Origin of the sequence: Bacillus sp. 2D03 (genome assembly GCF_003946765.1) — a bacterium.
Classification (GTDB): Bacteria; Bacillota; Bacilli; order Bacillales; family Bacillaceae_G; genus Bacillus_A; species Bacillus_A cereus.
In genome coordinates this window covers 39103-54626 of record NZ_RPSJ01000011.1, presented here as the reverse complement: position 1 = coordinate 54626, position 15524 = coordinate 39103, and the positions used below count along the sequence as shown (strand labels likewise).

Below are 15524 nucleotides of genomic sequence, written 5' to 3'. Positions count from 1 at the left end.
TAACGTCAACTATATCAAATGTACAAAACTATTGTAAACAGGAAGGGGTTTCTATTCAATGAAAATTACAGCTATTCATCTTTACGCAATTCGTTTACCGCTTCGCAATCCGTTTGTTATTAGTTATGGCTCTTATTCTGATATGCCCTCTATTATCGTCAAAATGGAAACAGATGAAGGTATTATCGGTTACGGTGAAGGCGTTGCTGATGATCACGTCACAGGTGAATCATGGGAAAGTACTTTCCATACTTTAAAACATACGCTAACCCCTGCTCTAATCGGGAAAAATCCAATGAATATCGAAAAAATACACGACATAATGGACAATACAATTTACGGTGTTCCAACAGCGAAAGCTGCAATTGATATTGCTTGTTTTGATATAATGGGCAAAAAACTAAATCAACCTGTATATCAATTAATTGGCGGGCGCTATCATGAAGAATTCCCTGTCACTCACGTTTTAAGTATTGCCGATCCTGAAGATATGGCTGAAGAAGCTGCTTCTATGATTCAAAAAGGTTACCAATCTTTCAAAATGAAAGTTGGTACGAATGTAAAAGAAGATGTGAAACGTATTGAAGCTGTACGAGAACGTGTAGGAAATGACATCGCTATTCGCGTTGATGTAAACCAAGGCTGGAAAAATAGCGCAAACACATTAACAGCACTGCGGTCATTAGGACATTTAAACATTGACTGGATTGAACAACCTGTTATCGCGGACGATATTGATGCCATGGCTCATATCCGTTCTAAGACAGACCTCCCGCTTATGATTGATGAAGGACTAAAAAGTTCTCGTGAAATGCGCCAAATTATTAAATTAGAAGCTGCTGATAAAGTGAATATAAAACTAATGAAATGCGGTGGCATATATCCAGCTGTAAAGCTCGCTCATCAAGCTGAAATGGCCGGCATTGAATGCCAAGTGGGATCAATGGTCGAATCATCTGTTGCCTCTTCCGCAGGATTCCATGTCGCTTTCTCAAAGAAAATCATTACGAGCGTAGAGCTAACAGGACCATTAAAATTCACGAAAGACATTGGAAACTTACATTACGATGTACCATTCATTCGCTTAAACGAAAAGCCCGGACTCGGCATTGAAATAAACGAAGATACACTACAAGAACTAACCGTCTTTCAAGACGTTGTACGCTAAAGGAGGACTATCATATGACGGTTCTATACGAAGGAACATTAAAACAAAATAACGAATCATTTCACGTTACATTACTATCACTAGAGCACATCGAACAAATTTTATCACTACAAAACATCGTAGTTGAAGCACTAGAAGATAAAAGTCGTTTACAACCACTCTCACAAGAAGAATTTCAATACATTCTAGAAGGAAACGGCATGATGATCGGTGCTTTTATCGAAAACGAACTCATCGCATTTCGCGCTCTACTCGTCCCTCCTATCGACGATGAACATTTAGGGCTTGATATTGGTTTGTCAGAAAGTGAACTACACCGCGTCATCTATCAAGAAATCTCAAACGTTCATCCGAACTGCCGAGGAAATGGTATGCAAAAAATATTAGCAAAAGTCATTATGGAAGAATTGCAAAAAGAAGACAGCAAATATGATTATGTATGCTGCACCGTTGCTCCTTTTAACATTCCGAGTTTGAAGGATAAATTTGCGCAAGGAATGGAGATTGCTGCGCTGAAGGAAAAGTATGGTGGTAGCCTGCGGTATGTTTTTGTGAAGGAATTGCGCAGAGATAAGGAAAACGATTGGACAGATGTTCAAAGTATTCTAATGAATGATGCTAGTGGACAGCAGGCGTTGCTTTCGGAGGGGTATCGTGGGTATGAGATGGAGAAAGTTGATGAAGAATTTGTTGTGAAGTTTGGACGATAATCTATATACTCAAAAAAAGGAGATGCCTGCTATGACATCTCCTTTTACTTTCTCTTCATTGAACATATCGATTGCAACTCCAAATATATCGGCGGTTTTCGAAATATATCGGCGCAACTCCAAATATATCAGCGATTTTCGAAATATATCGGCGCAACTTCAAATATATCAGCGATTTTCGAAATATATCGACTTACCGACAAAGATTGACAATAATCGCAACCTATACAAAGCGCAACATTAAACCGTCATCTTCCAACTAGATAATGCTAACCAATTCTCCATTTCTTTATAATCAGGCATTATCTTCCCGACAAGACGCCAAAAAGATCGATCATGATTTAAATGAACCATATGACACATTTCATGAACAACTACATAGTCAATTACTCGCTGTGGTGCCATTGCTAGCTTCCAATTGAATGTTAGTTGTAAATTCGAATCGCAAGTACCCCAAGTACGACTACTATCTGTAATACGAATAGAACGTGGTTTTGTCTTAAAGTTACTTTGATGCACTTTAATGCTCTTCTCTACTAAAGTTTTACACTGCTTATAATAAAATCGTTTTAAAGCTTGCTGTATTTTCTCATCCTTTAGCTCTTTTACATAAATATGTAACTTATCCTTTTCAAACACTGCATTGTCTTGCGTAATGCTTGCGTCTTGAGAAATTTGTATCGGATACGTATTTCCTAAATATAAAAAGCCTTCTCCTTGATCATAATCCTTTTCCTGTGGTCCACGCGCTCGCTCCGCCATTTCCTTACGTGTTGTCTGAATCCAATCCCACTTTTCCTCTAGCAACTGGACTAAGTATTCAACAGGTGTCCCTTTCGGAGCTTGCACTTCCACATTTCCATACGAATCCACAAAAAGACGCACGGACTTTTTCTTCTTATAAGTTATATGAAAATTAATTGTCTCACCTAAATATGTATGTACCATTTCATCACCTAGCGTATTATTTTACAAATAAAAAAGAGTAGGATACGAACGTCCTACTCTACCTATTATATCATTTACTGCTTTAACGAACTCATTATCCTCTATACTTTACAGCTAATCCTTTAATGAAATTCCTTGCGTATTTATCGCCGCACTCTTTGTAATTTTTATGGCCTTTTTTTCTTAATAGAGCGCCTAACTCTCCTTTTGTTACCGTAACGCCCACGCTATCTAATATATCAAGTACATCCTCACTCGTTAAAGATAGTGCGATTTTCATTTTCTTTAGAAGAAGGTTATTGGCACTCTCCTTGCTCTGTACAGGTGCAGGCTGCCCTGGTTTCGGATCTTGCTTCCCTCTTTTTAAGGTAATAAATCCATTTAAAAACGCCTCTAACATCATCATATCGCATGTTTTTACGTACTCATCTTCAGCTACCTCATCATTTTCAGCTTCATGCTGAGGCGCTCTCTTTATTTTTGTAAGCATATCAACTACGTCTTCTTTCGTTACTTCTACGCCACCTAGTTTAAAGATTTCTACCATATCTATATCTTTTATATCTAAAGCGTATCTTACTCTTTTTAATATATCGTTGTTGCTCATTGCCATTGGGTTTCCCTCCTGAAATGTTGATTATTTATTCAGCGGTTAAAGTTTATGCTATAACCTGCTTTAAATTATCATGTTTAATCTAACCTTTTAGTTATTGTCCGCTAAATTAATACTTTAACATTTTAAAGATATGTTTTATAGTCTTACCCGAACTTTTCTCTATCATTGTATCTACAGAGCTCTTACATGTTTTTTATATGCCTATAAAAAGATTTCCCTCTTAACATTAACTAAAAGAAAAAAACAGTGCTTTGATTTCTCAAATACACTGTTCTTTTCCAGCTCTGCACTTATTTTCAACTCACTCATGTCATGCACTACATATGAAATGATTTAACTGCTTAAAAGTTAAACCGTCTCACTATCCTGAGCCACACCAACACTATCCTCAAACTTATCCAACAAAGCACGCACTTCATCCGTCGACTTCGTGCTCATCAATTGATTTCTTAGTTCAGCAGCTCCTGGGAAGCCCTTCACATAAATTTTGAAGAAGCGATGTAATCCTGTTATGGATCGTGGTAATACTTCTGCATATTGATCTTGAAGATCAAGTTGTAGTCTTAAAAGATCTAGATGTTCTTTGCTGCTATGCTCTCTTGGCTCTTTTTCAAAAGCAAATGGATTTTTGAAGATGCCTCGTCCGATCATTACGCCATCAATGCCGTATTTTTCAGCAAGTTCCAGCCCCATTTTACGATCAAGGATGTCTCCATTGATTGTTATTAACGTATTTGGTGCGATACGGTCACGTAATTTTTTAATTTCCGGAATTAGTTCCCAATGCGCATCTACTTGGCTCATTTCTTCTCTTGTACGTAAGTGAATAGAAAGGTTTGCAATATCTTGTTTGAAAATGTGCGTTAACCAATCTTCCCACTCGCTTAACTCTTTAAAGCCAAGTCTTGTTTTTACGCTGACAGGTAGTCCGCCCGCTTTTGCTGCTTGAATAAGTTCTGCTGCAACGTCTGGACGTAGAATAAGGCCACTACCTTTCCCTCTTGATGCTACATTCGGTACTGGGCAACCCATATTAATATCGATGCCTTTAAATCCTAGTTCTGCCATACCGATACTCATTTGACGGAAGTATTCGGGATTGTCTCCCCAAATATGTGCTACCATCGGTTGTTCGTCTTCTGTAAAAATTAAACGGCCACGTACACTTTTCATACCTTCTGGATGGCAATAGCTATCCGAGTTTGTAAACTCTGTGAAGAATACATCCGGACGACCAGCTTCACTTACTACGTGACGGAAAACAACGTCTGTCACATCTTCCATTGGTGCAAGTACGAAAAATGGTCGTGGTAATTCACGCCAAAAATTATCTATCATTTCAAATTCAAATCCTCTCACTATGAATACAATTTCAAAATCTAAATTTATAATTTGTGAAAATCAGCAATATTTATTTTAACTAAAATCGCTTATGAATGGTATTTTTGTAAACCAAAAAGCAGGTGGTATAGATTTTTTCTATATCAACTGCTTTCCTATTATACTAACTTAAGCCAAGCCACACACTCCACATGAGTCGTATGCGGGAACATATCAACAGGTTGTACTTCCTGTGTTTTATATCCGCCTTCTTCTAGTACTTTTAAATCACGTGCTAATGTTGCTGGGTTACATGATACGTATACGACGCGGTTTGGCTTCATGTCGATGATTGTGTTTAGTAATGCTTCGTCACAGCCTTTACGCGGTGGGTCTACGACCATTGTGTCAGCAATTACGCCTTCTTTGTACCATTTTGGAATGACTACTTCTGCTTCTCCTACGCCAAATTCAGCGTTTGTCATGTTGTTTAGTGCTGCATTTCGGTTTGCGTCTTCAATTGCTTCTGGGACGATTTCAACGCCGTATACTTTTTTCGCTTTTTGCGCTAGGAATAACGAGATTGATCCGATTCCGCAATAGGCATCAATTACTGTTTCGTTACCGTTTAATTTTGCGTATTCTAACGTTTTATCGTATAGCACTTTCGTTTGTTCTGGATTTACTTGATAGAATGAACGTGCTGAAATCGCAAATTTAATGTCACCGATAAAGTCATAAATATATTCTGATCCGTATAATACTGTCGTTTTGTCTCCGAAAATTACGTTTGTACGCTTCGTATTTACGTTTTGAACAATCGATTTTACTTCTGGGAATTTCGCTGCAATTTCTTCAATAATTGCTTTTTTGTTCGGCAATTCTGCTGTACGTGTAATGAAGACCAGCATAATTTCTCCTGTTACTTGCCCGTAACGAGCCATTACGTGACGAAGTGTTCCTTTGTTACGCTCTTCGTTGTACGCAGTGATACCGTGCTTTTCACAAATACGTTTTACTTCTTGAATTAATATATCGTTTTCTTCTGCCTGAATTAAGCATGATTCCATATTAATGATATCATGCGTTCCTTGGCGATAGAAACCAGCTACAAGTCCGCCTTCACGTTCTCCGATTGGTACTTGTGCTTTATTACGGTATACCCACGGATTTTGCATGCCAAGTACAGGATGAACAGGAACATCACCTAGTCCTCCAATGCGCTGCATAACGTCACGTACTTGCTTTTCTTTCGCCTGTAATTGTCCCTCATATGATAAGTGCTGAAGCTGACAACCGCCGCACTGATTATATACTGGGCATTCAGCATCTTTACGATATGGGCTTTCTGTATGAAGCTTCATTAAACGACCAAATGCAAAGTTTTTCTTCACTTTAATAATTTTAATTTGCGCTTCTTCACCTGGTAATCCGTTTTTAACGAAAATAGGATAGCCCTTTACTTTCGCAACACCGGCACCATCATGTGTTAAATCTTCAAATACTACATCTATAAACTCGTTTTTCTCAACTGGTGGCGTCATTTTAGTACTCATTTTCCGACCTCTCTTTTTCATAACACTGCGTTACATTTTATCATACTTATATGGTCTTTTTCTATTGGAAGAAAAAAAGCTATTGACGATACTTCTCTGTTAATGTTACGCTACTACTAATTTAATACGGACGATGTTACCTCATATATACTTGATAATATGGATCGAGAGTTTCTACCCGGCAACCTTAAATTGCTGGACTATGGGGAAAACTAATGAATATTAGCCTATGCGCAAAAAAGGACTCATATTGATTAGCTTTCTCTCATAGATGAAAGTGAATCCATATGGGTCTTTTTTTATTTTTATTTTTCTAAAAGGTCAGACATCTTACGTATGACATAAAACCTCATTCCTTTATTTTTAGTAATATAACGAGCGTTTTATGTACAAACTTTATACGAACTTCTGAAAGGGGCAACTACATGCAATATGTAATGAGCATTATCGGTATTATTGCCGTGTTAGGTTTATGTTTTGCTTTGTCAAACAACAAAAGTAAAATCAACTTCCGTGCAATTGCAATTATGATTGGTTTCCAAATTTTAATCGGTTGGTTTATGTTTGCTACAAAGATTGGTCAACAAATCATTATTTTAATTAGTAAAGTTTTCAACAAACTAATTAAACTTGGTACGACAGGTGTCGATTTTCTCTTTAATGGAATTCACAGAGATTTTGTCTTTTTCTTAAACGTATTATTAATTATCGTATTTTTCTCAGCACTACTTTCAATCTTTAGTTATTTAGGTGTTTTACCATTCATCGTTCGTGTTGTCGGCGGTGCAATTTCAAAAATTACTGGTTTGCCACGCGTTGAGTCATTCCACGCAGTAAACTCTGTATTCTTCGGTTCAAGTGAAGCGTTAATCGTTATTAAAAACGATTTACAGCATTTCAATAAAAACCGTATGTTTATCATTTGTTGTTCTGCGATGAGCTCCGTTTCTGCTTCTGTTACAGCATCATACGTAATGATGTTAGATGCAAAATACGTACTAGCAGCTCTTCCGCTAAATTTATTCTCAAGCTTAATCGTTTGTTCGTTATTAACACCAGTTGATACGAAGAAAGAAGATGAAGTGATTCAAAAATTTGATAGAACGCTATTCGGGGACAGCTTTATCGGTGCAATGATTAACGGTGCGCTTGATGGTTTAAAAGTAGCTGGTATCGTTGCCGCATTAATGATCGCCTTTATCGGTGTGATGGAAGTTGTAAACTACGTAATTAGTGCAGCTTCAGGCGCAATGGGACATGCCATTACTTTACAACAAATCTTCGGTTACGTACTTTCTCCATTCGCATTCTTAATGGGTATTCCAACTCAAGATATTATCCCAGCTGGTGGTATTATGGGTACGAAGATTGTTTTAAATGAGTTTGTAGCAATCCTTGATTTAAAAGACACAGCTACAACATTAGCTCCACGTACAGTTGGAATCGTTACAGTATTCTTAATTAGCTTCGCAAGTATTAGCCAAATTGGTGCAATCGTTGGTACAATCCGTGCCCTTTCTGAAAAACAAGGAAGCGTTGTTTCTAAATTTGGTTGGAAAATGCTATTTGCATCAACACTTGCTTCTATTTTATCTGCGACAATCGCTGGATTGTTTATTTAATAAAAAATCACCTTACTTTAACGAGTAAGGTGATTTTTTTGATTATTTATGAAACCGAGTGAAATTCAACTGCTTCTTCTGTATTGATAATCCTATCTTTATATATACCTTTTATTGAAATGTAAATGATAGATTTGTTTATGTTTTTTAACTTTCCTAATGAAAAATGATAAAGCAATCCATTGCTTTTTAAAGTCCACATCTTTCCACTCCATGGACCAGTAGCTTTTTGTTCATCAGACGCCTTGATTTCACCTTCATATTCGCATTCTCCCAAAGGAGTTTTAATTGTATTCTTCTCTGTATCAATTCGAATATTTTTAATTAGATTCAAATTTTCATCAGAGAGAATTTGAATTTCATGATCTTTCTTTTTAAAAAAGAGTTTTCCATCTTTGGTATTTATATATTCTGCATTATCCATTTTATCTATCATAAAATCATATTCTTCTTTTGTAATACCTAAGTTTTGATGATAAGGAAACGTTTTTTTCGGTATAATTTCTTCTTCGGCATACTTCAAATACCAATCTAAATTATTTGTAATACTATCGCTCATTTTATTTCCGATTTTCTCTAATTTCTCTTTTATCTCATAAGGAAATTCAAGTGTCATAATATCCGCCGTCACTTCCGCATTCATAAGATGCGATGGAATATACTCTTCCACGCTATTCGCTTTACTCACTTCACTTTGACAACCAACTATAAATAGCGATATGAAAAAGATATATATTATTTTTTTATATTTCATTTCTATTCTCCACTCCATACATTATTCTTACTTAGTTTTATAGCGGTTTTCATTATAGTATAAAATCTTTATATTTTAATAAAATACATACCCTTATGCAAAATTGCATATTAATAAGTCTTCTTCTTACTTTAAAATTAGCTTAAATCACTTTCCAAATTATACAAATAACAAGTTTAAAATGTTATAATTTTCAAAAAACCATTGGAGGATATTATGAAAGCTCACGCAATTTTCGATTTCTTACATTTACTAGTCTTAACCCTGAAAAGCTATTATGTATGGGGAATGCCTATCTATGTCTTCATTATTCCTCTTATCTTTGTAGTCGGTTATATTATTATTAATTCTAATAAGAAACAAAAAAACACATCTATTCAAAGTCACTAATCTATTACATTAATAACCTCCTAAAAATCATATTCCCCTCATTTTCTTCAAATGATATGATGAACAAGGGTATATCCCCACCACTCTTATAGCGGTGGGGATTTTAATGTAAATATGCAACATACTACACAATAGAAGGTGATTTTTATGAGAAAATACGCAGCAATTGCTTTATTTACGTCTGCCATTCTAGCAGGCTGTAATACTAACAATGTAAGTCCAGAACCTAAAAAAGAGAAAACGGCTCAAGGGATTAAGAAACAAGCAGAGACTGTGCAAGAACAAGGTAAAATCTCATATAATGCAATTACACATGAATCTACAAACACAAGTATTCATATTACAGACATAAAAGATTCTTTAAATGAAGTACAATATAAAATTTGGCGCACAGCTGATGGCAAGGAACGTGCTAAATCTTTTTCTTCTAAAGAAAAGGAGAAACAATTTGCAATTCCTTTTGATATAAAAGAATTTGAAGGAAAACGCGGTGAGTTTCAAATTGAAGCAACAGGAATGAAAGAAGATGGGAAAACAATCCCGCTTACGAAATCTACTATTACTTTCGAACAAAAGGTTCCTGTTCTTATGTATCACGCAATCGATGATTATCATGGTCAAGGTATTAAAGACTTATTCGTATCACCAGCTAACTTTGAAGCACAAATAAAATATTTAAAGGATAATGGTTATACGCTTTTAACGTTTGAACGCTGGGGCGATATAAATAAAGTAAATAAGCCGATTTTTGTTACATTTGATGACGGTATGAAAAATAATATGAATGCATTTCACATTTTACAAAAGCTAAAAGATGATACTTTTAAACCGGCAGCAACAGAATATATGATTGTTGATAACGTTGATGTAGAAGGAGCATTGTCTACTTCTGAAATAAAAGAAATGGTTGATTCCGGCATTTTCTCGGTGCAATCTCATACTGCAACACATGCAGACTTACCGAAAATTACAAACTATGAGGAAGAGTTAAAAGGTTCAAAAGAAAAGCTAGAAAAAATAACAGGTAAGCCTGTTATCGCGATTGCTTATCCATTCGGTCATGTAGATGATAAGGTTGTTGCAGAAACGAAGAAGTATTATCAATTTGCGACGACGACAAAGCCTGGGCAATTCATTACGAAGGGTGAACCTGATGAATTGTTAAAGATGAAGCGCGTTCGTATACACCATACAACGACTGTAGAGCAGTTTGCTTCTTCAATTAAGTAAATATAGGGGCTCAATACATTTTGAGCTCTCTTTTTACTTTATATTTATATATATTTTTAGAATTTTCTTGTATTATATATAGTAAGAAATCTTTCAAATTAAAGGAGATTATACATATGTCATTTGAACAAACGTTAGAGAAATATGCTGCTCTTGCAGTTAATGTTGGTGTTAATATTCAACCTGGACAAACTTTATCAATTAGTGCACCTCTTGAAGCTGTACAATTTGTACGCCTCGTTACAGAAAAAGCATATAAATCTGGTGCAAAACACGTATATGTAGATTGGAATGATGAGACGTTAACACGCTTAAAATTCGATCTAGCTCCTGAAGAAGCTTTCGCTGAATTTCCATCTTGGAAAGCACATGCTCGTGAAGAATTAGCAAAAGAAGGCGCTGCATTTATGTCTATCTATGCAGAAAACCCTGATTTATTAAAAGGTGTAGAACCATCGCGTATCGCAACAGCTCATAAAGTAGCTGGAGAAGCAATGAAAGTATACCGTGATTACGTACAAGCAGATAAAGTAAGTTGGTGTGTCATTTCTGTTCCTACGAAAGAATGGGCTGCGAAAGTATTCCCTGACGTAGCGCCAGAAGAACAAGAAGCAAAGTTATGGGATGCTATTTTCAAAGCTACTCGTGCTGATTTAGAAAATCCTGTAGAAGCATGGAAAGAACATGATGAAACATTACATACAAAAGTGGATTACTTAAACGAAAAGCATTATAAAGCTCTTCACTATACAGGTCCTGGAACAGATTTAACAATCGAACTTCCAGAAAAACATGTATGGGCTGGTGCTGGTAGCTTAAATGAAAAGAACGTACCATTTATGGCTAATATTCCAACTGAAGAAGTATTTACAATGCCACTTAAAACAGGTGTAAACGGCCAAGTTTCTAGTACAAAACCGTTAGTATTTGCAGGTAATATTATCGATAATTTCACGTTAACATTTGAAAACGGACGTATCGTAGACTATAAAGCTGAAGCTGGTGAAGAAGCTTTAAAACATTTAGTAGAAACAGATGAAGGTTCTCACTTCTTAGGGGAAGTAGCTTTAGTACCTCATGACTCACCAATTTCAAACACAAATGTTTTATTCTACAATACACTATTTGACGAAAATGCATCTTGCCACCTTGCGATTGGAAATGCTTACGCATTTAACTTAGTTGGCGGAAAAACAATGTCTAAAGAAGAACTTGCTGAAAACGGCGCAAACGCTAGTATCACACACAACGACTTCATGATTGGATCAGCTGAGCTTGATATTGACGGTATTACTGCTGATGGCAGACATGAGCCTATCTTCCGTAAAGGTAACTGGGCGTTTTAAATTTATTACCATAAAGAAACACATTGGATAATCCAATGTGTTTCTTTATTTATTTGGTTTCAATTCAAATTTTATTATTCTATTTTCACGCGTAAACTCTGGTCTATACGTAGCGATATACGTATTTTCTTTCGCTACGTCAAATAGCATGATATCTTGAATTTTTTCTTCTGGTGCTAACTTTTTACTAATAAAGCTATCAGGGTTATTATATTCTTTAAATCTTGTACCTTTCTTATCGGTAATCTCAAATTCATAAAATGCAAAAGGTATTTCCTTTTTACTATTATTTTCCACTTTGAAAATAATCCCCAAAATCTCCTCTTTCTTTTTATCCTCATCATAATCCGGATATCCTAATTTAACTGAATCGATAGTTACTTGCAAACCATCTACTTCTACTGTCTCCCCTATTTTATACACTTTATCTTGAACATCTTCTTGTTTACTTTCATTACTATCTTTAGTCTCAGTGCAAGCACTTAAACTAAAAGCTATGCCAAAAATCAAAAAAATTTGACTCACCTTTTTTAACATACTCTTTCCCCCACATAAGACAATATTTCATATGTATCATAACAAAATGCTTTACGCTTTCTTGTCATATTTTGTCGTATTAATTGCTAACTGCACAAATAGAAAAAAGCTATCTTCTACAAAAGATAGCTTTCATGATGCCGATGAAACCTTAAGCCCAATGACACCCAAAACAATAAAAAGAATACAAAATGCTTGGAATAAACTAATATGCTCTTTAAAAAAGTAAACACTAATGATTGTAATAAGTAATGTTCCAACGCCAGACCAAATAGCATAAGCAATGCTTAAATGAATCTTTTTAACGACGATGGCAAATACGCTAAAACAAATACCATAGAATACGAAAATCAGTACACTCGGAACGAGCTTTGTTAAACCATTTGATAGTTTCATCGCAATTGTTCCAGCTACTTCAAAAATAATTGTAACAAGTAATAATAGCCAATATACCATACTAAAATCTCCTTCTCTGTTACCTTATAGAGATTCTAGTATACTACTTATAGTCCCAATGAAATATATTTAATTTCTAAATATTCCTCGATGCCGAAATGGCCTCCTTCACGACCGATACCACTTTCTTTAAAGCCACCGAATGGTGCTTGTGCAACTGATGGAAGACCGTCGTTTAGACCGATAATACCGTACTCTAACGCTTCACTAATTTGGAATGCTTGGCTAATGTCTTTCGTGAAAATATACGCAGCTAAACCGTATGGTGTATTATTTGCACGTTCGATTACTTCATCAACTGTTTTAAATTTCGCAACTGGTGCCACTGGCCCAAATGTTTCTTCATTCATACAAAGCATCGTATCATTTGCCAATCCAATTACAGTCGGTTGAATGAAATGTCCCTCTAACTCTGCGACCTTTTGACCACCATATAAAACTGTTCCACCTTTTTGAATAGCATCTTCAATATGTTCTTGTACTTTTGAAACTGCATTCTCATCAATAAGTGGTCCGACAGTCGTTCCGTCACTGAAACCGTCTCCTACTTTCAACTGCCCTACTGCCTTTTGGAACTTCTCTACAAATACTTCGTATACTTCTTCTTGAACGAATACTCGGTTTGTACATATACACGTTTGTCCTGCGTTACGGAATTTCGAACCAATCACCGCTTCTACTGCTTTATCTAAATCTGCATCATTCATTACGATAAACGGAGCGTGACCACCTAACTCAAGTGAAACTTTTTTCATCGTTTGCGCCGCACTAGCCATTAACTCTTTCCCAATTTCCGTTGACCCTGTAAAGGACACTTTTCGAACGCGACTATCTTCCATCCATGTATCAGCAATTGCTTTTGCACTACCTGTTACGATATTGATTACGCCCTTTGGAATATCTGCTTCATGAGCTAATTCAGCTAATTTCAATGCAGTTAATGGCGTTTGACTCGCCGGTTTCACAACGGCTGTACAGCCTGCTGCAAGCGCTGGGGCTACCTTTCTCGTAATCATCGCTGCCGGGAAGTTCCAAGGTGTAATAGCTGCCATAACGCCAACTGGTTGCTTCATAACTAAAATGCGCTTATTCGGATGAGAAGCAGGAATCATTTCACCATACACACGTTTCCCTTCTTCTGCATACCATTCAACAAAACTATTTGCATAATTCACTTCACCAAGCGCTTCTGCAAACGGCTTTCCTTGTTCCTTTGTCATAATCGCTGCGATCTCTTCTTTGTTTTTATCAATAAGCATGAACCACTTTTTTAACTTCGTTGCACGATCTGCTGCCGTTAACTTAGACCACGTTTTAAAAGCTTCATGTGCAGCATCAACAGCTTGCTTTGCCTCTGTTACTCCGCCTTTTGGTACAGTTGCAAATATTTCCTTCGTCGCAGGATTATTTACTTCAATTTGTTCTTGTAGTGTAATCCACTCACCATTTATATACATCGCCTTTTTATCTATACTTACGAAAGTCGCCTTTTTATCCAATGTTTTCTTCCTCCTCTATGAACTTCTTAATTTTCCTAGTAGCAGCAGATTGACTAATTTGCAAAAACTCAGCCACTTTATAACTTGATCCATACGTTTTATACGCTTTAAGAATAATATTTCTCTCTACCTCTTCCAGCATTTTATAAAGGCTTTGCCCCGATTGTTCAACTGCAGCCTCTTGCATAGAGAGTGGCAAATCCTCTACCGTTACAACATCATCGACAGTAATAACAATTCTCTCAATTACATTCTCTATTTCTCTATTGTTTCCTTCCCACGGATATCCAACAAACATTTGTAACGTACTCGGCGCTAGTTTCACATCACGTCCGTACTTTTTATTAAAGTGCTGCAAGTAATGATAAATAAGCGGCAAAATATCTTCTGTTCTTTCCCTAAGCGGGGGAATTGCAATTGGAATAACATTCAGACGATAGTATAAATCTTTCCGAAATGTTCCTTGTTTCACCATCATACTTAAATCTCTATTTGTTGCCGCCACAATTCGAACATCCACTTTTTTTAATTCTCTTCCGCCTATAGGACGAAATGTTTTTTCTTGCAATACTTGCAAAAGCTTCGCTTGAATTTCCAGCGGCATTTCACCGATTTCATCTAAAAAAAGAGTTCCATTATGCGCGGATTCTAATAGTCCCTTTTTCCCTTCACGATTCGCACCTGTAAAAGATCCACCTGAATATCCAAAAAGCTCCGATTCAATTAAATTAGTTGGCAATGCCGCACAATTAATTTCATAGAAACTTTCATTCTTACGGTGACTCACTTCATGTAAATGGCGTACTAATCGACTTTTCCCAACTCCAGTCTCGCCTAAAACGAGAACAGTACTATCCACTACAGATACTTTTTTGATTGTATCGACTATTTTTTGCATAGCTAGACTTTTAAAAATAAGTCCTTCATGCTCATATGTTTCTCTTAATTCTTTTTTATATGTTTTTAGCTGATTATCCATTTCCTCTACCTTTTGACGTAATTGATAGAGTTCAGTAAGGTCCCGAGAATAACTAATCACTCTTCTTAAATTTCCCTCATCATCAAAAACAGGCCTTGTACGAACGTGTAAATACTCTCCTGATTTTGTAGTTTGAACGAGTTCAATTGGCCTCTTTTTTTCAATCACTTCTAATGTCGCTGATGGATAAAAGATTCCATCCTTTTGTAGTTCTTTTACATGCTTACCAACTAACTCTTCGGCAGCTAGTTGGTAGTGCCTTTCACATGTACTATTTACACGCACAACGATCCCTTGCTCATCTGTAACAAAAATTTCGTCAAACGCATATTCAAATACATCTTTTAAATCCATTAACACTCGTTCCTTTTCTGCAACCATCCTAGCCACCCC

General features: G+C 36.2%; 14 protein-coding genes and 1 riboswitch. Of the genes, 5 read left to right on the top strand and 9 right to left on the bottom strand.

Going from position 1 to position 15524, the window contains the following annotated elements; translation table 11 throughout:
- The first annotated feature begins 58 nt into the window (after positions 1-58).
- Positions 59-1168 (top strand): mandelate racemase/muconate lactonizing enzyme family protein, encoded by a 1110-nt coding sequence (locus EBQ15_RS22475; protein WP_000704486.1) that lies wholly within the window; start codon positions 59-61, stop codon positions 1166-1168.
- Positions 1169-1182: 14 nt separating this feature from the next.
- Positions 1183-1878, top strand: a complete 696-nt coding sequence (locus EBQ15_RS22470; RefSeq protein WP_000217551.1) for a hypothetical protein — start codon at positions 1183-1185, stop codon at positions 1876-1878.
- 240 nt (positions 1879-2118) lie between these two features.
- Here EBQ15_RS22470 and EBQ15_RS22465 read toward each other — a convergent pair whose 3' ends face one another.
- From EBQ15_RS22465 to rlmD, 4 genes are all read right to left on the bottom strand, one after another.
- Positions 2119-2826, bottom strand: coding sequence for a M48 family metallopeptidase (locus tag EBQ15_RS22465; RefSeq protein ID WP_000233762.1), 708 nt, complete (start codon positions 2824-2826; stop codon positions 2119-2121).
- A gap of 94 nt (positions 2827-2920) precedes the next feature.
- Positions 2921-3439 (bottom strand): YehS family protein, encoded by a 519-nt coding sequence (locus tag EBQ15_RS22460; protein WP_001251717.1) that lies wholly within the window; start codon positions 3437-3439, stop codon positions 2921-2923.
- Positions 3440-3790: 351 nt separating this feature from the next.
- Positions 3791-4780 carry a tRNA dihydrouridine synthase gene (locus EBQ15_RS22455; RefSeq protein WP_000566708.1) on the bottom strand — a complete coding sequence of 330 codons (990 nt, stop codon included), beginning with the start codon at positions 4778-4780 and terminating at the stop codon, positions 3791-3793.
- 161 nt (positions 4781-4941) lie between these two features.
- Positions 4942-6318, bottom strand: coding sequence for a 23S rRNA (uracil(1939)-C(5))-methyltransferase RlmD (gene rlmD, locus EBQ15_RS22450; RefSeq protein WP_000105018.1), 1377 nt, complete (start codon positions 6316-6318; stop codon positions 4942-4944).
- Positions 6319-6439: 121 nt separating this feature from the next.
- Positions 6440-6541, top strand: a riboswitch (purine riboswitch).
- Positions 6542-6743: 202 nt separating this feature from the next.
- On the opposite strand from rlmD, the gene EBQ15_RS22445 reads away from it, so the two are divergent.
- Entirely contained in the window at positions 6744-7940 is a 1197-nt protein-coding gene (locus EBQ15_RS22445) for a NupC/NupG family nucleoside CNT transporter (protein ID WP_001200488.1), read from the top strand.
- A gap of 46 nt (positions 7941-7986) precedes the next feature.
- On the opposite strand, the gene EBQ15_RS22440 is transcribed toward EBQ15_RS22445, so the two are convergent.
- Positions 7987-8694, bottom strand: a complete 708-nt coding sequence (locus tag EBQ15_RS22440) for a hypothetical protein (protein WP_000875595.1) — start codon at positions 8692-8694, stop codon at positions 7987-7989.
- A 537-nt stretch (positions 8695-9231) separates the two neighbouring features.
- Between EBQ15_RS22440 and EBQ15_RS22435 the strand changes: the two genes are divergently transcribed.
- Positions 9232-10314 (top strand): polysaccharide deacetylase family protein, encoded by a 1083-nt coding sequence (locus tag EBQ15_RS22435; protein ID WP_001233758.1) that lies wholly within the window; start codon positions 9232-9234, stop codon positions 10312-10314.
- Positions 10315-10430: 116 nt separating this feature from the next.
- Positions 10431-11660: an aminopeptidase gene (locus EBQ15_RS22430; RefSeq protein ID WP_000007357.1), complete on the top strand. Its 1230-nt coding sequence runs from the start codon at positions 10431-10433 to the stop codon at positions 11658-11660.
- A 45-nt stretch (positions 11661-11705) separates the two neighbouring features.
- Here the strand turns inward: EBQ15_RS22430 and EBQ15_RS22425 are convergent, their stop codons facing one another.
- The 4 genes from EBQ15_RS22425 to EBQ15_RS22410 all read right to left on the bottom strand — a co-directional run bounded on the left by EBQ15_RS22425 (position 11706) and on the right by EBQ15_RS22410 (position 15512).
- Positions 11706-12197: a DUF4352 domain-containing protein gene (locus EBQ15_RS22425; RefSeq protein WP_000915099.1), complete on the bottom strand. Its 492-nt coding sequence runs from the start codon at positions 12195-12197 to the stop codon at positions 11706-11708.
- A gap of 132 nt (positions 12198-12329) precedes the next feature.
- The gene (locus tag EBQ15_RS22420; protein ID WP_000263262.1) at positions 12330-12653 is read right to left on the bottom strand and encodes a DMT family transporter; all 324 of its coding nucleotides are present in this window, start codon (positions 12651-12653) and stop codon (positions 12330-12332) included.
- A 47-nt stretch (positions 12654-12700) separates the two neighbouring features.
- Positions 12701-14152, bottom strand: coding sequence for an NADP-dependent succinate-semialdehyde dehydrogenase (gene gabD / locus EBQ15_RS22415; RefSeq protein ID WP_000358129.1), 1452 nt, complete (start codon positions 14150-14152; stop codon positions 12701-12703).
- Positions 14145-15512: a sigma-54 interaction domain-containing protein gene (locus EBQ15_RS22410; protein ID WP_000225145.1), complete on the bottom strand. Its 1368-nt coding sequence runs from the start codon at positions 15510-15512 to the stop codon at positions 14145-14147. Before EBQ15_RS22410 ends, gabD begins: the two co-directional genes overlap by 8 nt.
- Positions 15513-15524 lie beyond the last annotated feature (12 nt).

Bases quoted from the DNA above. Each gene is read 5' to 3' on its own strand.
- EBQ15_RS22475 (WP_000704486.1), top strand. From the start codon at position 59: ATGAAAATTACAGCTATTCATCTTTACGCAATTCGTTTACCGCTTCGC.
- EBQ15_RS22470 (WP_000217551.1), top strand. From the start codon at position 1,183: ATGACGGTTCTATACGAAGGAACATTAAAACAAAATAACGAATCATTT.
- EBQ15_RS22465 (WP_000233762.1), bottom strand. From the start codon at position 2,826: ATGGTACATACATATTTAGGTGAGACAATTAATTTTCATATAACTTAT.
- EBQ15_RS22460 (WP_001251717.1), bottom strand. From the start codon at position 3,439: ATGGCAATGAGCAACAACGATATATTAAAAAGAGTAAGATACGCTTTA.
- EBQ15_RS22455 (WP_000566708.1), bottom strand. From the start codon at position 4,780: ATGATAGATAATTTTTGGCGTGAATTACCACGACCATTTTTCGTACTT.
- rlmD (WP_000105018.1), bottom strand. From the start codon at position 6,318: ATGAGTACTAAAATGACGCCACCAGTTGAGAAAAACGAGTTTATAGAT.
- EBQ15_RS22445 (WP_001200488.1), top strand. From the start codon at position 6,744: ATGCAATATGTAATGAGCATTATCGGTATTATTGCCGTGTTAGGTTTA.
- EBQ15_RS22440 (WP_000875595.1), bottom strand. From the start codon at position 8,694: ATGAAATATAAAAAAATAATATATATCTTTTTCATATCGCTATTTATA.
- EBQ15_RS22435 (WP_001233758.1), top strand. From the start codon at position 9,232: ATGAGAAAATACGCAGCAATTGCTTTATTTACGTCTGCCATTCTAGCA.
- EBQ15_RS22430 (WP_000007357.1), top strand. From the start codon at position 10,431: ATGTCATTTGAACAAACGTTAGAGAAATATGCTGCTCTTGCAGTTAAT.
- EBQ15_RS22425 (WP_000915099.1), bottom strand. From the start codon at position 12,197: ATGTTAAAAAAGGTGAGTCAAATTTTTTTGATTTTTGGCATAGCTTTT.
- EBQ15_RS22420 (WP_000263262.1), bottom strand. From the start codon at position 12,653: ATGGTATATTGGCTATTATTACTTGTTACAATTATTTTTGAAGTAGCT.
- EBQ15_RS22410 (WP_000225145.1), bottom strand. From the start codon at position 15,512: ATGGTTGCAGAAAAGGAACGAGTGTTAATGGATTTAAAAGATGTATTT.